The organism is Nonomuraea insulae, assembly GCF_042656245.1.
Genome location: NZ_JBHSPA010000070.1, coordinates 14,037 through 36,011 on the forward strand (window position 1 = coordinate 14,037; position 21,975 = coordinate 36,011).

The 21,975-nt window shown below is 71.2% G+C and carries 20 protein-coding genes; 13 read left to right on the plus strand and 7 right to left on the minus strand.

All coding sequences use genetic code 11. From position 1 onward, the window contains the following. The first annotated feature begins 10 nt into the window (after window positions 1-10). The 6 genes from ACFPZ3_RS48850 to ACFPZ3_RS48875 all read left to right on the plus strand — a co-directional run bounded on the left by ACFPZ3_RS48850 (window position 11) and on the right by ACFPZ3_RS48875 (window position 4,676). Complete coding sequence (locus ACFPZ3_RS48850; protein WP_379521267.1) at window positions 11-700, plus strand: response regulator; 690 nt, start codon at window positions 11-13, stop codon at window positions 698-700. After that, entirely contained in the window at window positions 697-1,530 is an 834-nt protein-coding gene (locus tag ACFPZ3_RS48855) for a glutamate ABC transporter substrate-binding protein (protein WP_379521268.1), read from the plus strand. The genes ACFPZ3_RS48850 and ACFPZ3_RS48855 overlap by 4 nt, the downstream gene beginning before the upstream one ends. 81 nt (window positions 1,531-1,611) lie before the next feature. Continuing rightward, window positions 1,612-2,355, plus strand: a complete 744-nt coding sequence (locus ACFPZ3_RS48860) for an amino acid ABC transporter ATP-binding protein (RefSeq protein ID WP_379521269.1) — start codon at window positions 1,612-1,614, stop codon at window positions 2,353-2,355. 8 nt (window positions 2,356-2,363) lie between these two features. Continuing rightward, window positions 2,364-3,194: a glutamate ABC transporter substrate-binding protein gene (locus ACFPZ3_RS48865; RefSeq protein WP_379521270.1), complete on the plus strand. Its 831-nt coding sequence runs from the start codon at window positions 2,364-2,366 to the stop codon at window positions 3,192-3,194. A gap of 13 nt (window positions 3,195-3,207) precedes the next feature. Continuing rightward, entirely contained in the window at window positions 3,208-3,876 is a 669-nt protein-coding gene (locus ACFPZ3_RS48870) for an amino acid ABC transporter permease (protein WP_379521271.1), read from the plus strand. After that, a complete protein-coding gene (locus tag ACFPZ3_RS48875) occupies window positions 3,873-4,676 on the plus strand; it encodes an amino acid ABC transporter permease (protein WP_379521272.1) in 804 nt (267 codons plus the stop codon). The genes ACFPZ3_RS48870 and ACFPZ3_RS48875 overlap by 4 nt, the downstream gene beginning before the upstream one ends. 18 nt (window positions 4,677-4,694) lie before the next feature. Here the strand turns inward: ACFPZ3_RS48875 and ACFPZ3_RS48880 are convergent, their stop codons facing one another. Beyond that, complete coding sequence (locus ACFPZ3_RS48880) at window positions 4,695-5,957, minus strand: hypothetical protein (protein WP_379521273.1); 1,263 nt, start codon at window positions 5,955-5,957, stop codon at window positions 4,695-4,697. A 93-nt stretch (window positions 5,958-6,050) separates the two neighbouring features. Between ACFPZ3_RS48880 and ACFPZ3_RS48885 the strand changes: the two genes are divergently transcribed. After that, window positions 6,051-7,388, plus strand: coding sequence for an amidase (locus ACFPZ3_RS48885; protein WP_379521274.1), 1,338 nt, complete (start codon window positions 6,051-6,053; stop codon window positions 7,386-7,388). Window positions 7,389-7,434: 46 nt separating this feature from the next. Here ACFPZ3_RS48885 and ACFPZ3_RS48890 read toward each other — a convergent pair whose 3' ends face one another. Then, the gene (locus ACFPZ3_RS48890; RefSeq protein WP_379521275.1) at window positions 7,435-9,432 is read right to left on the minus strand and encodes an ATP-binding protein; all 1,998 of its coding nucleotides are present in this window, start codon (window positions 9,430-9,432) and stop codon (window positions 7,435-7,437) included. A 274-nt stretch (window positions 9,433-9,706) separates the two neighbouring features. On the opposite strand from ACFPZ3_RS48890, the gene ACFPZ3_RS48895 reads away from it, so the two are divergent. From ACFPZ3_RS48895 to ACFPZ3_RS48915, 5 genes are all read left to right on the plus strand, one after another. Continuing rightward, window positions 9,707-10,777 carry an NAD(P)H-dependent amine dehydrogenase family protein gene (locus ACFPZ3_RS48895; RefSeq protein ID WP_379521276.1) on the plus strand — a complete coding sequence of 357 codons (1,071 nt, stop codon included), beginning with the start codon at window positions 9,707-9,709 and terminating at the stop codon, window positions 10,775-10,777. Next, on the plus strand, window positions 10,774-11,292 hold the full coding sequence (locus ACFPZ3_RS48900; RefSeq protein WP_379521277.1) for a carboxymuconolactone decarboxylase family protein: 519 nt from the start codon (window positions 10,774-10,776) through the stop codon (window positions 11,290-11,292). Before ACFPZ3_RS48895 ends, ACFPZ3_RS48900 begins: the two co-directional genes overlap by 4 nt. Continuing rightward, the gene (locus ACFPZ3_RS48905) at window positions 11,232-12,848 is read left to right on the plus strand and encodes a GMC oxidoreductase (RefSeq protein WP_379521278.1); all 1,617 of its coding nucleotides are present in this window, start codon (window positions 11,232-11,234) and stop codon (window positions 12,846-12,848) included. Before ACFPZ3_RS48900 ends, ACFPZ3_RS48905 begins: the two co-directional genes overlap by 61 nt. 131 nt (window positions 12,849-12,979) lie before the next feature. Further along, a complete protein-coding gene (locus tag ACFPZ3_RS48910; RefSeq protein ID WP_379521279.1) occupies window positions 12,980-13,954 on the plus strand; it encodes an ABC transporter substrate-binding protein in 975 nt (324 codons plus the stop codon). 43 nt (window positions 13,955-13,997) lie between these two features. Further along, window positions 13,998-15,005, plus strand: coding sequence for a methyltransferase (locus tag ACFPZ3_RS48915; protein WP_379521280.1), 1,008 nt, complete (start codon window positions 13,998-14,000; stop codon window positions 15,003-15,005). A gap of 25 nt (window positions 15,006-15,030) precedes the next feature. Here the strand turns inward: ACFPZ3_RS48915 and ACFPZ3_RS48920 are convergent, their stop codons facing one another. The 5 genes from ACFPZ3_RS48920 to ACFPZ3_RS48940 form a co-directional block, all read right to left on the minus strand. Further along, on the minus strand, window positions 15,031-15,231 hold the full coding sequence (locus tag ACFPZ3_RS48920; RefSeq protein ID WP_379521281.1) for a hypothetical protein: 201 nt from the start codon (window positions 15,229-15,231) through the stop codon (window positions 15,031-15,033). Between the two features lie 13 nt (window positions 15,232-15,244). Continuing rightward, window positions 15,245-16,660: an amidase gene (locus ACFPZ3_RS48925; RefSeq protein WP_379521282.1), complete on the minus strand. Its 1,416-nt coding sequence runs from the start codon at window positions 16,658-16,660 to the stop codon at window positions 15,245-15,247. A 14-nt stretch (window positions 16,661-16,674) separates the two neighbouring features. Then, window positions 16,675-18,084, minus strand: a complete 1,410-nt coding sequence (locus tag ACFPZ3_RS48930) for an amidase (RefSeq protein ID WP_379521283.1) — start codon at window positions 18,082-18,084, stop codon at window positions 16,675-16,677. 58 nt (window positions 18,085-18,142) lie between these two features. Next, on the minus strand, window positions 18,143-18,895 hold the full coding sequence (locus ACFPZ3_RS48935; RefSeq protein ID WP_379521284.1) for a GntR family transcriptional regulator: 753 nt from the start codon (window positions 18,893-18,895) through the stop codon (window positions 18,143-18,145). Window positions 18,896-18,974: 79 nt separating this feature from the next. Further along, window positions 18,975-20,621 carry a purine-cytosine permease family protein gene (locus ACFPZ3_RS48940; protein ID WP_379521285.1) on the minus strand — a complete coding sequence of 549 codons (1,647 nt, stop codon included), beginning with the start codon at window positions 20,619-20,621 and terminating at the stop codon, window positions 18,975-18,977. Window positions 20,622-20,857: 236 nt separating this feature from the next. Between ACFPZ3_RS48940 and ACFPZ3_RS48945 the strand changes: the two genes are divergently transcribed. Beyond that, entirely contained in the window at window positions 20,858-21,949 is a 1,092-nt protein-coding gene (locus ACFPZ3_RS48945) for a glycerophosphodiester phosphodiesterase (protein WP_379521286.1), read from the plus strand. Window positions 21,950-21,975 lie beyond the last annotated feature (26 nt).

Sequence of the window (21,975 nt, forward strand, 5' to 3'; positions counted from 1 at the left end):
GAGCGTGGCGATGCCTGAGCCCAGGGACATCACCGTTCTCATCGTGGACGACGATCCGGTCGTCACCGCGGCGCTGCACGCTCAGGTGAACCGGGTGCTCGGGTTCAGGGTGGTGGGGATCGCGCACACGGGCCAGGCCGCCCTGGCGGCCGCTACCCGCTTCGCGCCCCGGCTGATTCTGCTCGATCTGCACCTTCCGGATATGCCCGGCCTGGAGGTGGCGCACCGGCTGCGCCGCCCCGAACAGCCGCCCGCCGACGTCATCGTCATCTCCGGCCGCAAGGAGTCGGCGACGGTACGCGCGGCGATGCAGCGCGGCGCCCTCTACTACCTGGTCAAACCGACCAGGGCGGGCACCCTGGAGCAGACCCTGCTGCGGTACGCGGCCACGGCCGAGCAGTTCGAGTCCGGCGGCCGGTTCTCCGAGCAGCAGGAGATCGACCGCATCTTCCGCTCGCTCCACCTCGACCAGGCGGCGGTCCGCCCGAAGAGCATCTCCGCGGCCACCGAGCAGGCCGTGCTGGACGCGCTGGGCGAGGTCGAGGAGGACGCCTCGGCGCACGAACTGGCCGCGGTCATCGGCGTCAGCCGGGCGACGGCCCGCCGCTACCTGGAGCACCTCGCCGAGCGCGGGCTGGTGGAGGGCCGGCCGAGATACGGGCCGACCGGGCGGCCACAGCACCGGTACCGCGTTCGGTGAAAGCGCTCCGGTCGTTACTCGCGGCGTTCGCACTGGTCTCCCTCCTGCCCGCGGGCTGCGGCGAGGCGGCCGCCTTCCCCGAGAGCTCCACGATGGCGCGCATCAGGGCACGCGGCGTCCTGACCGTGGGCATCAAGTTCGACCAGCCCATGTTCGGCTACAAGGATCCGGCCAGCGGGCGGATCACCGGGTTCGACGCGGAGATGGCCCGGCTGGTGGCCAAGGACCTCACCGGCAGCGAGCGCAACATCCGCTTCGTGGAGACCGTGTCGCGTGAGCGCGAGAACTTCATCTCCCAGGGCGTGGTGGACCTGGTCATCGCCACCTACTCGATCACGCCCGCCCGTGAGCAGCGCGTCTCCTTCACCGCCCCGTACTACTACGCCGGGCAGGACCTGCTGGTCAGGACGGGCGACTCGACCATCAACGAGGTGTCGGACCTGGCGGGCAAGACCGTCTGCACGGCGACCGGGTCCACCTCCGTCGAACGCCTGCGGCAGCAGGTGCCCAAGGCGCACCTGGAGATCGTGGACGCGTACAGCATCTGCGTGCCCGCGCTGGTGGCCGGGCGGGTGGACGCGGTCAGCACCGACAACACCATCCTGCTCGGGCTGCTCGCCCAGCACCCGGACACGCTGCGGCTGGTCGGCAAGCCGTTCGGGCGCGAGCCGTACGGGATGGGCATCCGCAAGCAGGACACGGTCTTCCGCGACTACCTCAACGACCTGATCGCCCGCTGGCTGCGCGACGGGCAGTGGGATCGCGCCTTCATGGCCACCATCGGGGTGGGCGGCGCGACCTCCGAGGCCTCCCGACCGGCCAATCGCTGAGCAGAACGATCACAAGCCTTTTCGCGACACATGCGGCTCCTACGGTTACGCCAACGCTGACCGAGACAAGGAGCGTGACGCATGTCCCAGTCGGACCTGATCGTCCTGGACCAGGTCAACAAGCGATTCGGCGATCATCACGTACTCAGGAACGTGAACCTGACGGTCCGGCAGGGCGAGGTCGTCGTGATCATCGGCCCGTCCGGTGCGGGCAAGTCCACCCTGTGCCGCGCGATCAACCGGCTGGAGAGCATCGACTCCGGCACGATCAGCCTCGACGGGACGCCGCTGCCCGCCGAGGGCCGGGAGTTGGCCCGGCTGCGCGCCGAGGTGGGCATGGTCTTCCAGTCGTTCAACCTCTTCGCCCATAAGACCGTCCTGGACAACGTCGTCCTCGGGCAGGTCCACGTGCTGAAGCGGCCGAAGGACGAGGCCACGCGCAAGGCCCGCGAGCTGCTCGACCGGGTCGGCATCGGCGGGCAGGCCGCCAAGTTCCCCGCCCAGCTCTCGGGCGGGCAGCAGCAGCGGGTGGCCATCGCGCGGGCGCTGGCGATGGACCCGAAGGTGATCCTGTTCGACGAGCCGACCTCGGCACTGGACCCCGAGATGGTCAACGAGGTGCTCGAGGTCATGACGGCGCTGGCCCGGGAGGGCATGACCATGGTCGTCGTCACCCACGAGATGGGCTTCGCCCGGCGGGCGGCCGACCGGGTCGTCTTCATGGCCGACGGCGAGATCGTCGAGCAGAACGCCCCCGACGCCTTCTTCGGCGCGCCGAGCAGCGACCGCGCCCAGTCCTTCCTCGCCAAGATCCTTACCCACTAAGGAGAGTCATGTTCGGCAGATCCCTCTATGCCGTTTTCGCTGTGATCGCCGTTGCCGCCACCGGGTGCGGGGGCGGTCAGGAGAGCTACGCCTCCGTCGTGGACAAGGCCAAGAACGACAAGAAGCTGGTGATCGGCGTGAAGGCCGACCAGCCCGGTCTCGGCCTGCGCACGCCGGACGGCGGCTTCTCCGGTTTCGACATCGAGGTCGCCAAGTACGTGGCCAAGACGCTCGGCGTCGAGCCCACCGGCATCACGTTCAAGGAGACCGTGTCGGCCAACCGGGAAGCCTTCATCGAGCAGGGCCAGGTGGACCTGGTGATCGCCACGTACTCGATCACGGACGCGCGCAAGCAGAAGGTCTCCTTCGCCGGGCCGTACTTCGTGGCCGGGCAGGACCTGCTGGTACGCGCCGACGACGCGGCGCTGACCGGGCCCGAGACGCTGAACGGCAAGAAGTTGTGCTCGGTCGCCGGCTCGACCCCGGCGCAGAAGGTCAAGACCGAGTACGCCAAGGAGGTGCAGCTCCAGGAGGAGCGCACCTACTCCGCGTGCGTGGACCGCGTCCTCGGCGGCCAGCTCGACGCCATCACCACCGACAACGTCATCCTGGCCGGGTACGCCGCGCAGCACACCGGCAAGCTCAAGGTGGTCGGCAAGACCTTCAGCACCGAGAAGTACGGCATCGGCATGAAGAAGGACGACACCGCCGGCCGCAAGGCGGTCAACGACGCCCTGGAGAAGATGTTCTCCGACGGGAGCTGGACCAAGGCGCTGCAGGCCAGCGTGGGCGCGTCCGGCTTCACCCTCCCCCAGGCCCCGCAGCTCGAGCGGTACTGATGGAGGCCCACTGATGGAGACGCTGCTGACGGAAGGCGGCACCATCCTTGCCGCCTTCTGGATGACGGTGCGGCTGACGGCGGTCAGCGCGCTCGGCTCGCTGGTGCTGGGCGTCCTGCTGACCGCCATGCGGGTGGCCCCGCTGGCCTCCCTGCGCGCCGCCGCGACCGCGTACGTGAGCGTGGCGCGCAACACCCCCCTCACCCTGGTGCTGCTGTTCACCGGCCTGGGCATCGGCGCGAACCTGGGACTTGAGCTGTCCGACGACCTCGCGGCCAACAACTTCTGGCTCGCCGTCATCGGGCTGACCGCCTACACCTCGGCCTTCGTCTGCGAGGCCCTGCGCTCAGGGCTGAACACGGTGCCCGTGGGGCAGGCGGAGGCGGCCCGCTCGCTCGGGCTGGGCTTCGTCAAGACGCTGGGGCTGATCACGCTGCCGCAGGCGTTCCGCGCCGTGGTGGCGCCGCTGGGCAGCATCCTCATCGCGCTGACCAAGAACACCACGATCGCGCTGGTCGTCGGCGTGAGCGAGGCGTCGGTGCGGATGCGCGAGATGATCGAGACCTACGGGGACCAGGTGATCGAGATCTTCCTCGGCTTCGCCGCCGGGTTCGTCCTGCTCTGCCTGCCCATGGGCCTGCTGTTCGGCTGGTTGCAACGGCGGATGGCGGTGGCCCGATGAGCTACGCGAACCTCTACGAGCGCCCGGGGCCGCGCGGGATCCGCCGCAACCGGGTGCTGACGGCGGTCGTCGCGATCGTGCTGCTGGCGGTGGCGTACTTCGTCTTCGTCCGCTTCGACGCCAAGGACCAGTGGGCGGCCGACAAGTGGACGCCGCTGCTGCGCGGCGACGTCTGGGCCACCTTCATCCTGCCCGGCCTGGCCGGCACGCTGGCCGCCGCCGTCGTCGGCGTGGTGCTGGCCGGGCTCTTCGGCCTCGTCTTCGCCACCGCCCGCCTGTCCGACCACCGCTGGATCAGGGTGCCGGCGGCCATGGTGGTGGAGTTCTTCCGCTCCGTTCCGCTGCTCCTGCTGATCTTCTTCGCCTTCTTCGGCTCTTTCGTGCTCATCGGCGTGAACATCTCGGCCTTCGCCGCCGTGGTGTTCGGCCTGACTCTCTACAACGGCTCGGTGATCGCCGAGATCGTCCGCGCCGGGGTCCTGAGCCTGCCCAAGGGCCAGCGGGAGGCGGCGTACGCGATCGGCATGCGCAAGGGGCAGGTGATGCGGCTCGTCCTGCTGCCCCAGGCGATCAAGGCCATGCTGCCCGCGCTGGTCAGCCAGTTCGTGGTGCTGCTGAAGGACTCGGCGCTCGGGTTGATCGTGGGCTATGACGAACTGGTGGATCGCGGGCTGAACGGCATCGCGGCCAACTTCTCCAACGTCATTCCGGCGGCCATCCTCATCGCGGCCATCTTCATCGTGATCAACATGGCCCTGGACCGCCTGGCCCACCGCCTGGGGGCAGTGGGCCCACGGTGACACGGGTCAGCCGGTTTCCTATCGTCCGGAGGATGAGGGCGAGCCGCCTCGCCGCCGCCTGAGCGCGGGCAGCCACGGCGCGACGGCGAGCACGGCCAGCACCGCCAGGAGAGGCAGCCGCCACCACCATGCGACGCTCGCGGGCGGCGGGGCCGGTGGCTCGGCAACCCATGGGCGGGCGGTTTTCGACCAGGCCAGAAAGGCGTCTCCGATCGGGAGCAGGCCGAGTGCGTACCGCTTGGTCCATGGGGTGCCGGCGGGCAGTCCGGCCAGCTCGCCGTAGTTGGCCAGGGCGCCGGCGAGCGGGGTGTCCCCGTGGGCCTGGGCGGCGCCGAGGGTGACCGCCGTGGCCGACAGGCTGACCCCCAGCGGGAGGGGGCCCGAGTCGACGTCGGCCGGGCCGTCCATGCCCGCGGGGTACTCGCGGACGGCGGGGCCGAGGCCCAGCGGGGTGACGACGTAGCGGTCGCGGAAGCGGGTGTACTGCCCGGCGGCGAAGGACGGGTCGATGTCCACGAGGAAACGCTGGATGAGGCTCTGCGAGCTGCCCCTGGCCACCTCGGTCGGGGCGCCGGTGCCGGGGGCCGCCTGGTGCGGGAGCAGTCCGGTACGCGGGTCCAGCCGGTCGCGGGTGCGCTGCAGCCAGCGTGCGACGGTGGCGGTGTACAGGGGTGGCAGCAGCTTGTCGTGCAGGCGCAGCGAGGCCATCGCCACCGTCGAGTCGACCGGCCAGGACTGCCGCGGGTACGCCTCCAGGTACGGCGACCGCGCGGCGTCGAACGCCCGCGCCAGCTCGGCCGAGTCGTCGGCGAAGCGGCGCAGTTCGGCCGGGTCGCGCTGCCCTTCGGGCTGCAGGCTCAGCAGCCCGCCGCGCAACCAGTTGCACCAGCCGCGGTAGAAGACGCCGTAGGCGGGGACGAGGTCCTGGCCGAACGGCTCGCGGCCGGTGTCCGAAGCGAGCCGTTCCATGACCCACCTGGCCTCTCGCAACGCCGTCCGCCGTGTGGCGTCGTCAGTGCGCATGCCCAGGTCCACCCAGGTCAGGCCGTACAGGGCGTGCAGGAAGAAGTAGCCCTCGGGGAACAGCGCCTGCGCCTCCTCGCCCGCGCCGGTGTCCAGGGCTTCGCGCAGGAACGCCAGTTGACGCCGGACCCCTGGCGGTTCGCCGGTGGCGGAGGTGGCGGGGACGATCAGGCGTACGGCGCCGATGAGGGCGCAGAGGGTGATCGCGGTGGCGGCGATCCGGCCTGCCCAGCGCAGGACACGACGGGCAGGTGACATTCCGCCGATCTTAGGCGCGCCGGGGGTGCGGCGCGAGGGATTGAGTCTTGCGAAGGGCATGTACGGAAATGTCATGATGTGTAGAAAGGGTCCATGTCGCTCTCCCCCGGCCCTTTCACCGGCCGCAGCATCGCCGACCTCGCCCAGGACCTGCGCGACGGGCGCACCACCTCCCTCACCCTGACCGAGCAGGCGATCGGCGCCGTGGCCGTGCTCGATCCCGTGCTGAACGCGTTCGTCACCGTGGACGCCGCCGGGGCGCTGGCGCAGGCGCGACGGGCGGACGAGGAGTTGGCGGGAGGCGCCGATCGGGGGCCGTTGCACGGTATCCCGGTCGCGGTGAAGGACCTGATCATGGTGGCGGGGATGCCCGCGACCATGGGATCGCGCCACTTCGCGACGTACGTGCCGGAGGCCGACGCCGAATGCGTGGCGCGGCTGCGGCGGGCCGGTGCCGTGATCGTGGGCAAGACCACGACGCACGAGTTCGCGTACGGGCCCACCGGCGACCGCTCCGCCACCGGCCCCTCACGCAATCCGTGGGACCCGGCGCGCATGACGGGCGGCTCCAGCGGGGGCAGCGGGGCGGCCGTGGCGGCTGGCATCGTGCCGCTCGCGGTGGGCACGGACACGGGCGGTTCCGTACGGATCCCGGCCGCGTTGTGCGGGATCGCCGGGTTCAAGCCCGCGTACGGCGCGATCCCGGCGGACGGCGTGTTCCCCCTGTCGCGGAGCCTCGACCACGTGGGCGTGCTGGCAGGCGGCGCGGCGGACTGCCTGATCGCCTACCGCTGCCTGACCGGGGACGTGCCGGAGGCGGCGGGGACGCCGGGGGCCGGGAGGGTGGCGTGGCTGGATCCCGCGGAGCTGTTCGACGGCGATCCCCGGGTGGTGGACGCCGTCCGGGCGGTGGCGGGGGCCGTGGAACAGGTGCGGATGCCGGAGGGGGCCGCCGAGGAGTTGCGGACGACGTACACGGTCATCCAGGGTTGCGAAGCGGCCGCCGTGCACGCCGACCGGCTGGCCCGCGCGCCCGAGCTGTTCGATCCCGAGGTGCTGCAGCGCCTGCGCGCCGCCTCGGAGCTACCCGGCTGGCGGTACGTGCGGGCTGTGGAGGCCAGGCAGCGGCTGGCCGAGGTCACCGACGCGCTGTTCGAGCGGCACGACGTGCTCGCGCTGCCCGCCGTTGCGATCACCGCGCCGCCGCTCGATCGGCGCGAGGTGGAGCTGGCGGGGCGGACGGTCGCCGTCGGCGCCACGCTGCTCGCCCTGACCTGCCCGTGGAACGTGCTCGGCCTGCCCGCGCTGACCGTCCCCGCGGGCACGGTGGACGGGCTGCCTGTCGGCCTGCAACTCCTCTGCCGCCCCGGCCACGAGGCCCTGCTCTTCGAGACGGCCGCCGCGGTTCACCGGCTCCCGAGCAACCGCTGACCCTCAGGCCGCCGCGGTTCACCGGCTCCCGAGCGACCGCTGACCCTCAGGGCTCGGCGGTCTGGGGCGGGGTGGGGTCGAGGGCGTGCAGGATGCCGGCCTCCAGGCCGGTGTCGTAGCCGGCGCGGAACGCCGCCCGGTAGGCGCGGTCCCCGATGGCCGCACGTGCCTGCCGTTCGCAGACGTCGCGGGCACTGACCCACTCGTGGATGCCGATCTGCGCCCGCCCGATGGTGTCCCACACCTGCTGGGCCAGGCCAAGCCGCCGGGCGGCCGGCTCACCTTGGCCGGAGGCGGAGTCGGCGCAGGCCAGGACGTCGAGGGCGAGCGCGATCCCGATGCTGTCGTGCAGCCGGTGCTTGATCTCCAGCGCCGCCCTGGCGTACGACTGCGCCGCCTCGAAGCGGCCGAGCGTGAGCTCCGCCTGGGCACGGAAGAGGTCGGCGTAGGCGCGCATCCAGCGTTCGCCGCGCTTGTCGCAGTCGGCGCACATCTCCTCCAGCGCCTTGATCGCCTCCTCGATGCGGCCCTCGGCCGTGTGCACGTGGCTCTGCCCCAGGCGGGCGAGCAGCGTGGGCAGGGTGAGGCCGTGCTCGGGGCGGTGGACGGCCAGCAGGCTGTCGGCCAGGGCGAGGGCGAGCGCCAGGTCGCCCCTGATGGTGGCCGCGGCCATCACCATGGCCTGGGCGGCTAGCGCGGCGCCGGTGTCGCCGAGTTGCTCGGCCACGCCCGCGCACTCGGCGGCCCAGGCCATGCCGGCGGTGGCGTCGCCCTGCACCATGAGGGTCAGGCTGCACACCCACAGGGCGCGGTTGCGTACGGTGCTCGGCTCGGTGTCGCGGTGGAGGGCACGTTCCAGGTAGTGCTGGCCTTCGCGCAGGAAGCCGCAGGGGTACCAGAAGAACCACAGCGCGGCGGCCAGTTCCAGAGCGGTGTGGTCGCCGGGGGCGGTGAGGCTGAAGTCGAGGGCGCTGCGCAGGTTGTCGTGCTCGACGGTGGTGCGGTCATTCCAGGAGACCTGGTCGGGGCCCAGCCAGGCGACGTCGCCGCGGCGGGCCATGGCCAGGTAGAAGTCCCGGTGCCGGCGGCGCAGCTCCTCCTGCTCGCCGAGGGCGCGCAGCCAGCCGGCGCCGTATTCGCGGATGGTGTCCAGCATGCGGTAGCGCTCGCCGCCGCCGGTCGGCGCCCAGATGAGGATGGACTTGTCGGCCAGCCCGGCCAGCAGGTCGACGATGGCGGCGGCGGGCAGCAGCGCGTCGGAGCAGACCTCCAGGACGGCCTGGTCGTCGAAGCTGCCCGCGAAGACCGACGCCCGCGCCCACAGCAGCCGCTCTTCCGGGGTGCAGAGCTGGTGGCTCCAGCCGATCGCGGTGCGCAGGGCGCGGTGCCAGGGCGGGTCGGCCTCGTGCGCCTGGTTCTCGGTGTCGCCGAGCGTCGCGAAGCGGTCCTCCAGCCGTTCGCACAGCTCGGCGACGGGCAGCTCGCGCAGCCGGGCCGCGGCCAGCTCGATCGCCAGGGGCAGCCCTTCGAGGCGGCGGCACAGGCGTACGATCTCGGGCCGGTTGCCGTCGGTGACGGCGAAGCCGGGCACGGCGGCGGCGGTGCGGTCGGCGAGCAACCTCACCGCGTCCTGGTGCCCCTCGCCGAGCGTGTCGGGAACCGGCAGCGGATCGATGATCAGGACCTGTTCGTCCGGCACTCCCAGCGGGCGGCGGCTGGTGGCCAGGATCGACAGTCTCGGCGCGGCGACCAGCAACTCGCGGGCCGTGCGCGCGCAGTCCTCGATGAGGTGCTCGCAGGTGTCCAGCACGAGCAGCACGTGCCGGTCCGCGAGGTATTCGGTCAGCACGTCCATCATCGGCCGCGTCGTGCGGTCGGCCAGCGGCAGCGTCTCGGCGATCGTGTACGGCACCAGCGCCCCCTGGTCCAGCGCCGACAACGCGACGAACCAGGCGCCGTCCCCGAAGCCGGGCCGCATGAGGGCGGCGGCCCGCAACGCGAGCCGGGTCTTGCCCACCCCGCCCACGCCGGTCAGCGTCACCATCCGGAATTCCCGGCACAACCGGCGGATCCGGGCTAGTTCCCCGCGGCGGCCTACCAGGCTGGTCATTTCCGGCGGCAGATTCCCGGTATGCCGCCCACCCATCGTCATGATCCTCACCCGTCCGGCTCGGTCCGCCGCATTCGGTGACAGCAGCTTGCCGGACGCGGCCTGGATCCGCCACGAAAAGTGAGAAAGTGACTACGCACCCGAAGGCGTGCGGGGGTCCGAAATGACGGGCCTATGCACCGAACCAAGCGCTTGCTACGCTCCGCCCATGGTGTCCACGATCGTCTGGGGTACCGGCAACATCGGCCGCGCCGCCATCCGCGCCGTCGAGGCCCATCCGGCGCTGAAACTGTCCGCCGTCCTCGTCCACGACCCCGCCAAGATCGGCCGCGACGCGGGCGAGCTCGCGGGACTCGGCCGTCTCGGGATCGAGGCGACCGATGACATCGGCGCGGTGTTGTCCGCCGGGCCCAGGGCCGTGGTGTACGCGGCCTCCGGCGACACCCGCCCCGCCGAGGCCCTCGCCGACGTCGTCAGGGCGATCCGGGCGGGCGCCGTCGTCGTCACCCCCTCCCTGTACGCCCTCTACGACCACCGCGGGGCCCCGCCCGAGGTCCGCGAACCGGTGCTGGCCGCCATCGCGGAGGGCGGCGGCTCGTTGTTCGTCTCCGGCGTCGATCCCGGCTGGGCCAACGACGTGCTGCCACTGCTGGTCAGCGGCCTGGCCGCGACCGTGGACGCCGTACGCTGCCAGGAGATCTTCGACTACACCACCTACGACCAGCCCGACGCGGTCCGCTACCTGGTCGGAATGGGCCAGCCGATGGACTACGAGCCGCCCATGATCGCGCCGGGGGTGCCGTCCCTGGTGTGGGGCGGCCAGGTGCGCCTGATCGCCCGCGGCCTGGGCGCCGAGCTCGACGAGATCCGCGAGAGCGTGGAGCGCCGCGCGCTCGACGCCACGGTGAGCACCGGCTCGATGGGCGCGTTCGAGGCGGGCACGCAGGGCGCGGTCCGGTTCGAGGTGCAGGGCGTCGTCGGCGGCGAGCCGCGTATCGTGATCGAGCACGTCACCCGCATCCACCCGTCCTGCGCCCCCGACTGGCCGCTCGCGCCCGGTGGCGTGGGCGCGCACCGGGTGGTCATCGAGGGCCGCCCGCGCATCGAGGTCACGATCGAGGCCGCCGACGAGGACGGCAACAGCTCGGCGGGCGGCAACGCCACCGCCGTGGGCCGGCTGGTGGGCGCCATCGCCTGGCTCGTGAAGGCGGAGCCCGGGCTCTACGACGCGCTCGACGTACCCATGCGCACCGGCACACTCGGAAGGAGACGGCCTTGAGGATCGACATACCGGAGGGCAAGGACGCGATCGAGTACGTGTGGGGCGAGATGGTCCCGGGCATCGGCCCGGCCGCCGCGCGCTTCTCGATGGCGGTGTACGCCCACACGACTCTCGGCCTGCGCGAGTTCGAGGCGGCCCGGCTGCGGATCGCGCAGATCAACGGCTGCGCCTTCTGCCTGGACTGGCGGACGGAACGGGACGGCGAGAAGGTCGAGGACGACTTCGCCGACGCGGTGGCGCGCTGGCGCACGACCGGCGCCTTCGACGAGCGCACCCGCCTGGCCGCCGAGTACGCCGAGCGGTACACCCTGGACCACCACGGCCTCGACGAGGACTTCTGGAACCGGATGACCGCGCACTACAACCAGCTCGAGATCGTGGAGCTGAGCATGTGCCTCGGCTCGTGGCTGGCCTTCGGCCGGCTCAACCACGTCCTGGGCCTGGACACCATGTGCCGCCTGCCCAGTGGCAGGTCGCCCGCCCCCGAGCCGAGAGCGAGGCCCGCCAGATGACCCTCACCCGCCGCGTGTTCCTCACCGGAACAGGCTCCCTCCTGGGAACCGCCGCCTTCGGGATGTCCGCCGCGCGCATCCCCGCCTTGGTGATCGGCACCGGATACGGCGGCTCGGTGGCCGCCCTGCGCCTGGCCCAGGCGGGGGTGAACGTGCACATGGTCGAGATGGGCTCGGCCTGGGACACCCCGGGCTCCGACGGCAAGATCTTCTGCAACACCACGTCGCCGGACTACCGCTCCTACTGGCTGCGTACGAGGACCAAGGCCCCGCTCAACTACTTCCTCGGCTTCCCGATCGACCGGGACATCCCCCGTTACACGGGCATCCTGGACGCCGAGGAGTTCGGCGGCATCATCGTCTACCAGGGCCGCGGCGTCGGCGGCGGCTCGCTGGTCAACGGCGGTATGGCGGTCACACCCCGGCGCGAGAACTTCGCCTCCGTGCTGCCGTCGGTGAACGCCGAGGAGATGTACTCGGTCTACTACCCGCGCGCCAACGCCGCGCTCGGCGTGGGCACGGTGGATCCGGCCTGGTTCGACACGACGGCCTGCTACCAGTACGCGCGGGTCGGCCGCAAGCACGCCCAGCGCTCCGGGTTCCCGTTCGTGTTCGTGCCCGACGTCTACGACTGGGACTACATGAAGCAGGAGGCGGCCGGCACGGCCACGAAGTCGGCGCTGGCCGGCGAGATCCTCTACGGCAACAACCACGGCAAGAAGTCGCTGCAGAAGACGTATCTCGCCCAGGCCAAGGCCACCGGCCGGGTCACCGTCTCACCGCTGCACAAGGTCACCTCGGTCACCCCGGCGACGGGCGGCGGCTACACGGTCACCATGGACCAGCTCGACACGACCGGCGCCACGATCACCACCAAGACCGTCGTCGCCGACCGGGTCTTCTTCGCCGCCGGCAGCGTCGGCACCAGCAAGCTCCTGGTCAAGCTGAAGGCCACCGGCGCGCTGCCCGCGCTGAACGCGGAGGTCGGCAAGGGCTGGGGCGACAACGGCAACGTCATGTGCGGACGCGCCAACCACCTGTGGGACCCGACCGGCAGCCTCCAGTCGGCCATCCCCTGCTGCGGCATCGACAACTGGGCCGCGGGCGGCGCGTTCGCCGAGGTCGCGCCGCTGCCGACCGGCATCGAGACGTTCGCCTCGTTCTACCTGTCCATCACCAAGAACCCGAACCGCGCGCAGTTCTCCTGGAACGCGGCCGCCGGCAAGGTGGACCTGAACTGGCAGACGGCCTGGAAGCAGCCGTCGATCGACATGGCGAAGTCGATCTTCGACAAGATCAACGCGAAAGAGGGGACGATCTACCGGACGGACCTGTTCGGCGTCTACAAGATCTGGGGCGACCACCTGACCTACCACCCCCTCGGCGGCGCCGTCCTGAACCGGGCCACCGACAACTACGGCCGCCTGGCGGCCTATCCGGGCCTGTACGTCATCGACGGCTCGCTGATCCCGGGCAACACGACGGTCAACCCGTTCGTCACCATCACGGCACTCGCGGAACGCAACATCGAGCGCATCATCGCCGCCGACTTGTGACCGGATTTCGCCCCACCGAATAATCCGATTTCGGCGCCGGACCATATTACCCGCACATTTTCAAAGCCCGGCAATGACAAATTTCAAAGCCCGCCGCTAGCCTTGCCTCGCCCCAGAAGTGAGGAGTTGCCATGAGGTGCGGCAGTCGCGCGAGGCGCATTGCCCTCATCGCCGTCGCGACCCTGGCCCTCGCCTCCTGCGGCAGCGGCGGCGGCGGGGCGGACGGCGGGCTGGAGAAGACCGAACTCCACGTCGGCGTCCTGCCGTTCCCCGACGTCGCGCCCCTGTACATCGCCATCCAGAAAGGCTACTTCAGGGCCGAGGGGCTGAACGTCATGCCGGAGGCGATGGCGCACGGCACCACGGGCGCGCTCACCGAACTGGCGGGCGGCGGGCTCGACGTCGTTCTCGGCAACTACATGGACGTTTTCACCGCGGCCGAAAAAGGCGTCGGCGACTTCACCTTCGTCGCGGACTGCTACCAGGCCGGTGCGAACGGTTTCAATATCGTGGTCAAAGGCGATTCTCCGGTGAAATCGCCGGCCGACCTCAAGGACACGACGGTGGCGCTCGACGCCATCGGGAACATCGGCGACCTCGCGCTCGTCAACACCATGAAAAATCATGGCCTGGATCGGGACGACGTGAAATTCGTGGAGATTCCGTTTCCCGAAATGGCCGCGGCGATCGAGGCGCGGCGGGTGGACGCCGCCTGGATGACCGAGCCGTACATCACCTACTCCCAGCAGCAGAACGGCGCCAGGAGTCTCCTCGACACCATGGTCGGGGACATGAAGGACTTCCCGGTGGCGGGCTGGGCCTCGACGCGGGCGTTCACGAAGGACGACCCGAACACGGTGGCGGCCTTCCAGCGGGCGCTCGGCAAGGCGCAGGCCGACGCGGCGGCGGACCGTGAGGAGGTGACCGAGGTCATCCCGACGTACACGAAGATCGACGCCAGGACGGCGTCGGCGATCGCGCTGGGCACGTTCCCGACCTCACTGGACGCCGCCCGCCTGCAGCGCGTGCCCGACCTCATGCTGCGACTGGGGTTCATGAAGACCAAGCTCGACGTCGCACCCATGATCGCCGGGCCCGCCAAGTGACGCCGCGTCCGCGCCTGGCGTCGCCTTTTGTGAAAGGAATTCCATGTCGGATCCGACAGCACCGATCTGGGACCTCATCCGGGGTGTCTGGCGTTTCAGCGCGCTGAACGCGTTCGTCTGCCTGGAGGTCCCCCAGGCGCTCAAGGACGGCCCCCGCACGGTCCCCGAGCTGGCCGAACGTTGCGCGGCGCAGCCTGCCATGCTGGCCAGGATCCTGCGCGCGGCGGCCGGGATCGGGCTGCTGAGGTCCGTCTCGCCCGGCACGTACGAGCTGACCGAGACCGGCGCCGTCCTGCTGCCCGACCATCCGCGCTCGCTGCACCCCGGCGTGTTCACCACGGCCAGCCCGCCACTGATGTACGCGCTGATGACCCTGACCGAGACCGTGCGCACGGGCAGGCAGGCCTTCGCCGACAGGTACGGGGCGATGTATCAGCTCCTGTCGGAGGACAAGGAGCTGGCCGGGCACTTCGACGCGTTCATGGACGCGCGGTCGCGGCCGTTCGCGCAGGCCCTCGCGCGGCACTACGACTTCTCCGGGGCCAGGACGATCGTGGACGTGGGCGGCGGCAAGGGCCACATCCTGGCCACGATCCTGCGCGCCCACCAGCATCTGCGGGGTGTGGTGGTCGAGCTGGAGCACACCGCGCCTACCGCGCGGGCGTACCTGGCGGGGCGCGGGGTGGGCGACCGCGCCGGGGTGATCACGGGCGACTTCTTCGCGAGTGTGCCGATCGAGGCGGACCTGTATCTGTTGTCGAACATCATCCACAACTGGGATGACCTGGAAGCCACCAAGATCATCCAGAATCTGCTGGCGGCGATGCCGGAGGGCGCGCGGATCCTGTTCGTGGACATGGTGCTGCCCGACGACGACAGCCCGCACATGGGCAAGGAGCTCGACATGCGCATGCTGGGCATCTTCGGCAGCGGCCGGGAGCGGTCGTTGTCGGAGTACACGGCGTTGCTGCGGGGCGCGGGGCTGGAGATCACGGAGGTGACCGAGCTGGCCCTGTCGACCAGCGTGATCGAGACCGTGCGCGGCGCGTGACCCGCGGGCCACGCGCCGCCCGGGGTCACCCGGCCCAGTCGACGATGCGGGCGTCGGCGCGGAAGCGCAGGGCGGGGTCGACGTAGCGGGCCTCGGGGACGGCGTAGAGGGCGTCCACGCCGGCGCGCTGGAGGTCGTATCCGGCGGCGATCAGGGCGATCTCGTCCTCCGGCACGGTGAGCCCGGCGGCGGTGAGGAGCTGTCCGACGATCTCGTTGGCGGTCATGTGTTTCCCTTTCCTAGACGGCGGTTTGGGGTACGGCGGCCAGCTCGGGGACCCGCAGGTGCCAGTCGGTGGCCTGCTGGTAGGCGTCGCCGGCGCGCAGGATCACGGCCTCCTCGAACGGGCGGCCGGCGAACTGCAGCGACAGCGGCAGGCCGCCCTCGGTGAAGCCCATGGGGGTGACCAGGACCGGGTTGCCCACGCAGTCCCAGTACTGCGTGAAGACCTGGGCGAACATGCCCTCCACGTCGAGCCGGCCCTCGGCGTCGGTCAGCGACTCGTAGGTGGGGGCGCCCATGGAGGCGGCCGGGCTGACGATGACGTCCACGTCGTCGAACAGGCGGGCGACCGCGTCCTGCGCGACCCGGCGTACGCGCTGGGCCTGGACGTAGTCGGCCGCGCTGATCAGCGCGCCGCGGGCGAGCATGGCGCGGGTGGCGGCGAAGTAGTCGCCCCAGCGGGTGGCGGCGTCGACGCGGTGGTAGGCCAGGGCCTCGGCGCAGGCGGTGACGAGGTTGGCGGTGAGCATCTCGCCCCAGTACGGGAGCTCGATCTCCACCGCGGTGGCGCCGAGGCCGGTCAGGGTGGCCAGGGCGCTCTCGAAGGCGGGCGCGGCCGCGGGGTCGGCGGCCTGCGGGAAGTGGTGCTCACGTACGACGCCGATCCGCAGCCCGTCCAGGGAACCGCCGAAGACCGGCAGGTCCAGCGGGAGGTCCACGCAGTCGGGGTCGCTCGGATGGAACCCGGCGATCACCTCCAGCACGGCGGCGCAGTCCCGGGCGCTGCGCGCCAGCGGCCCCACGTGGTCCAGCGAATAACCCAGCGGCGCGACACCCGACTTCGGCACCCGGCCGAAGGTCGGCATCAGCCCGCTGACCCCGCAGAACGCGGCCGGGATGCGGATGCTGCCTGCCGTGTCGGTGCCCAGACCGGCCAGGAACATCCCGGCCGCGACCCCGTTGCCGGTGCCCGAGCTGGAGCCGCCGGGCCAGGTGCGGGTGTCCCAGGGGTTGCGCGGCGTGGGGAACGGCTTGGACGGGTCCACCATGCCGCAGGCGAACTCCATGGTCGTCACCTTGCCGGTGATCACCGCGCCGGCCGCCCTGAGCCGGGCCACGACCGGCGCGTCCTTGCCCGCGGCCCACGCGGGGTCCAGGACGAGGCTCTGCGCGGTGGTCGGGCCCTCGGCGGCGGCGATGATGTCCTTCACCCCGAACGGGATGCCGTGCAGCGGCCCCTTGTCCACCCCGGCCGCCAGCTCCTCGTCGGCCCGCCTGGCCGAGGCCAGCGCGCTGTCGTCGAAGCGGGCCAGGTAGGTGCCCAGCTCGCCGTCCAGCCGGTCGGCCTGGGCGATGGCCTGCTCGGTCAGCGCCACGCTGGTCACCTCGCCGCTCCGCAGGGCCGCGGCGGCGTCGGTGAGGGTCAGGTGCATCGGGTTCGTCCCTTTCATGAGGCGGTCAGCGCGGCGAGCGCGGGGACCTGGAGGTGCCAGTCGGTGGCCTGCTGGTAGGCGTCGCCGGCGCGCAGGATCACGGCCTCCTCGAACGGACGGCCGGCGAACTGCAGCGACAGCGGCAGGCCGGACTCCGTGAAGCCCATGGGCACGGCCAGGACGGGGTTGCCGACGGTGTCCCAGTAGCCGGTGAAGGTCTTGGCGAACATCTCGTCGATGTTCAGCCGCCCCTCCGGGTCGGTGAGGGCGTCGTAGGCGGGGGCGCCGATCGAGGCGGTGGGGCAGACGATGACGTCCACGTCGTCGTACATGCGGGCCAGGGCGTCCTGGGCGACCCGGCGTACGCGCTGGGCCTGGACGTAGTCGGCGCCGCTGATCAGCGCGCCGCGGGCGAGCATGGCGCGGGTGGCGGCGAAGTAGTCGCCCCAGCGCTCGGCGAAGTCGTTGCGGTGGTAGGCGAACGCCTCCGCGCACATGGTGATCAGGTCGGCGGTGAGCATCTCGTGCCAGTACGGCAGTTTCACCTCGCTCAGCGTGGCGCCGAGCCCGGTCAGGGTGGCCATGGCGGCTTCGAAGGCGGGCGCGGCGGCGGGGTCGGCGCCCTCGGGGAAGTGGTGCTCGCGTACGACGCCGATCCGCACTCCCTCCAAGGAGCCGCCGAAGACCGGCAGGTCCAGCGGGAGGTCCACGCAGTCGGGGTCGCTGGGGTGGAATCCGGCGATCACTTCCAGGACGGCGGCGCAGTCACGGGCGCTGCGGGCCAGGGGGCCCACGTGGTCCAGCGAGTAGCCCAGGGGCGCGACACCCGACTTGGGGACGCGGCCGAAGGTCGGCATCAGCCCGCTGACCCCGCAGAACGCGGCCGGGATGCGGATGCTGCCGCCGGTGTCGCTGCCGAGCCCGGCCAGGAACATCCCGGCCGCGACCCCGTTGCCGGTGCCCGAGCTGGAGCCGCCGGGCCAGGTGCGGGTGTCCCAGGGGTTGCGCGGCGTGGGGAACGGCTTGGACGGGTCCACCATGCCGATGGCGTACTCCATCGTGGTGACCTTGCCGGTGATCACCGCGCCGGCCGCCTTCAGCCGGGCGACCACGGGCGCGTCCTTGCCCGCCCAGTCCGGCTGGACCAGGCTCTGCGCGGTGGTCGGGCCCTCGGCGGCGGCGATGATGTCCTTCACCCCGAACGGGATGCCGTGCAGCGGCCCCTTGTCCACCCCGGCCGCCAGCTCCGCGTCGGCCCGCCCCGCCGCCGCGAGCGCGGTCTCGTCGAATCTGGTGACATAGGTGCCGATCTCGCCGTCCAGCCGGTCGGCCTGGGCGATGGCCTGCTCGGTCAGCGCCACGCTGGTCACCTCGCCGCTCCGCAGGGCCGCGGCGGCGTCGGTGAGCGTCACAGGGGGATTCATCGTCACTCCTCGATAGATGACAGGCAACGCTCCGCACGCGAACGTGCCGGAGAGGGGATTACTGGCGGCGGGCGGCGTTCGAGACGAACAGGAAGCGGTCGCCGCGGATGTGGATGAAGGCCAGGTTGAACGGCCGGCCGGCGGCGTCCCTGATCACCTGTTCCATGGTGATCATCGGTGAGCCCTCGGCCATGCCGAGCCGGGCGGCGGTGGCGGCGTCGGCGGCCGCGCAGCCGTAGATGAACTCCGACTCCCCGTAGCCGACGCCGGCCTCGTTGAGCAGGGTGTACCAGTCGTGGACGAACGGCATGTCCGCCATGCGCTCCGCCTCCGGGCTGAGCACGTAGTTGGTGGCCATGCCATGGGGCTCGTCGCCGAACAGCGACACGTACTCCAGGCGCAGGCACGGCGTCCCGGCCGGCGCGTCGAGGCGGTCGGCGGCCAGGGCGGGCAGCGGGATCATGGACCGGTCGAGCACGCGGGGGCGCAGCCGCCGGTTGAGCAGGCTCTCCTGGCTCGGCGGCTCGGCCCCGTGGGCCTCCACGAGCTGGGTCAGCACGGCCTTGACCACGACGTGCGTGCCGACGCCCTGGCGGCGGTCGATCAGGCCCTCGCGGCGCAGCACGGCGAGCGTCTCGCGTACGGTGGCCCGCGTCGCCCCGTAGGAGGCCATGAGCTCGGCCTCGGTGGGCAGCAGGCCGTCGGGGAAGACGCCGCGCAGGATGGCGGAGCGCAGCAGGTCGTGCAGGCGGCGCAGGTCTCCCTCACGTTCGTCGCCCGACTGGTGCGATCGGGGAAGGTGGCCCGCCATGTACCCGAAAGTTACGGACGAGCCGTTTCTCCCCGATTCCCGGACCGTTTCCGGCAGGTAACTCGCGATCGCCGTCATCTCAGGCCGTCTCCTCGGCCGCGGCGCGCACCCGTACCGGGAGGCCGAGCAGCACCGGCTCGCCCGCTCCGACCGGCCGCCAGGGGCTGGGCTTGCAGCCGTCCTTGCAGGTCGCCTCGATCGAGCAGCACAGTGAGCAGATCGTGCCCTCGTGGAACGGGCAGGTCGCCATGTCGGAGACGTCGTAGGAGCCGTGGCAGACCGCGCAGGGCAACTCGCCGTCGGCGGGCAGATCGCTGCCGCGGGCGATGTACCAGCGGCCGCGCGTGGCCACCGCGAGGACGGGCGGCAGGACCAGGGCGATGACGAGCGCGATGAACGGCGACAGCGCCGCCGCCGTGGCGCCGAACGCCCCGTAGTACGCGGCCATCGACACGACCCCGGCGACCACCATCGAGCCGAACCCGACCGGGTTGACGTTGAACAGGTGCGCCCGCCGGAACTCGACCTGCGGCGGTGACACCTTCAGCAGCCGCTTGTTGATGACCAGGTCCGAGGCGACGGCGGCGATCCAGGCGATGCCGATGTTGGCGTACCAGGCGAGCACCGTGATGATGTTGTGGTAGATGTCCAGCTCCATCAGCACCAGCGAGAGCCCCACCTGCAGGAACACCCAGACGGCGCGGCCGGGGTGGCGGTGCAGGATCCGGGAGAAGAAGTTCGACCACGACAGCGACCCGGAGTAGGTGTTCATGATGTTGATCTTGACTTGGGACAGCAGCACGAGCACCACCGCCAGCACCAGCGCCGCCTGGTGGTCGCCCAGGATGCGCTCGTAGACCACGGTGAACAGCTCCACCGGCTCGGCCGCCCGCTCGGGGCTGACGCGCGTCTCCGCGTACCCGACGAGCAGGGTGGAGGCGAAGAAGATCAGCATGCCGAAGAGCGCGACGCCGGGGCCGCCGAAGAAGACCGCCAGCCGCCAGCGGCCCGTCCTGCCGGGCACGGGGTCGCTGATCAGGCGCAGGTAGTCGCCCTGCTCACCGATCTGCGCGGCCACCGCGAGTTGCGCCGCGGCGATGGTGAAGACCGCGAGCAACGTGACCGTGACCACGCCGCCGCCGTCCACATGCGACTGGACCATGTTGTCCAGGGGGTGCGGGGCGGTGGCCGCCGACCAGATCGCGATGCCGATCAGCACGACCCAGATGGGCCACGTCCACGCCTGGAACTTGGAGCTGAACGTCATCCCGTACACGGTGAGCGGGATCATCACGACGGCGACGACGACGTAGGACAGGTGGATGTCCAGGCCGGAGATGGCGGTGACGGCCTGCGCCATGATGGCGCCCTCGTAGGCCAGGAAGATCAGCGTGTACGTGGCGTACACCAGGGACGTCAGCGTCGAGCCGAGATAGCCGAAGCCGGCGCCCCGGGTGAGCAGGTCGATGTCGATGTGCTTGCGGGCGATCGCGTACGCCGCCGCCAGCATGAGCGGGAGCGTGATCACCATGGCGACGGCGAATCCGAGCACCGAGTTGCCGAAGCCGAACTCGTTGACGAAGGCCGCGTTGAGCGCGTACCCGGCCATGGCGGACAGGCCCGCCAGGCAGCTCATGACGATCATCCACGGCGTCCATGACCGGAACGTGCTCGGTGCGTAGCGGAGGGAGTAGTCCTCCAGTGCCGGATTGTCGGCGAGATCCATGCCGCCTCCTCGTGCGAGTGCCTCGCCGCAGGAAGTTAGGGAGCGCGTATTGCCCGGTGATGACTGGCCTGTTGCGCCGGGTTACGCCGTTACCCGCGCCGCGCGCATGCGTGGTGAGCTGCCGGAACGGGTTTCGGGCAGGGCCGATGCGCCGGAACCGGGTCCTGATCCGCCGCTTCCGCCACTGTGTGCCCACCCGTAACTCGGGGTCCACCTGAGCGGTCTACCGTGCGCGCATGACGATGCGCAGGTTACTCGCGAGCGTTCTGTCCGCCGCCCTCGCAGGCGGTACCGTCGCCGTCGTGCTGACCCAGACCCCCTCCGCCACGGCCGACCGCCGCGGCCAGGCCCCCCTCGTGATCGGCCACCGCGGCGCCAGCGCCCACCGGCCCGAGCACACCCTCCTGTCGTACGAGGCCGCCATCGCGATGGGCGCCGACTACATCGAGCCCGACCTCGTCTCCACCAAGGACCACGTGCTGGTGGCCCGGCACGAGAACGAGATCTCCGGCACGACCGACGTGGCCGCGCACCCCGAGTTCGCCGACCGGCGCGCCACGAAGACCATCGACGGCCGGCCGGTCACCGGCTGGTTCACCGAGGACTTCACGCTGGCCGAGCTGAAGACGCTGCGCGCCAAGGAACGCGTCCCCGACCTGCGGCCGGACAACACGGCGTTCGACGGGCTGCCGGAGATCCCGACGTTCGAGGAGGTCGTGAAGCTCGCCCTCGACCACGGCGTCGGCATCTACCCCGAGACCAAGCACCCCACCTACTTCGACTCCGTCGGCCTGTCGCTGGAGGAGCCGCTGCTCGACGTGCTGAACCGGTATCGGGTGCGCAAGGCCTACATCCAGTCCTTCGAGACCGCGAACCTGCGTGAGCTGCGCGGCAGGACGCGGCTGCCGCTGATCCAGCTCATCACGTTCGGCGGGGCGCCTTACGACTGGGTGGCCGCGGGGAACACGCGCACCTACGACGACATGGTGAGGCCGGACGGGCTGCGCGAGGTCGCGCGCTACGCGAACGGGATCGGCGTGGACACCCGGCGCGTGGTGCCGCAGGACGCCGCGGGCAACACCCTGGCGCCGACCACGCTCGTCGCCGACGCCCACCGCAGGCGGCTCGACGTGCACGTCTGGACGGTACGCAACGAGAACTCCCAGCTCCCCGCCGACTACCGGCTCGGCAACCCGGCCAGCCCCGTCTACCCGAGGGCGACGGGGAACGTGATGGGCTGGCTGTCCAAGCTGCTCGACCTGGGCGTCGACGGCGCGTTCTGCGACGATCCGGCCATGGGCAGGGCGGTCGTGGCGGGGCACGTGTAGGAGGCCGTCCGGCTGGTTACAGTGGC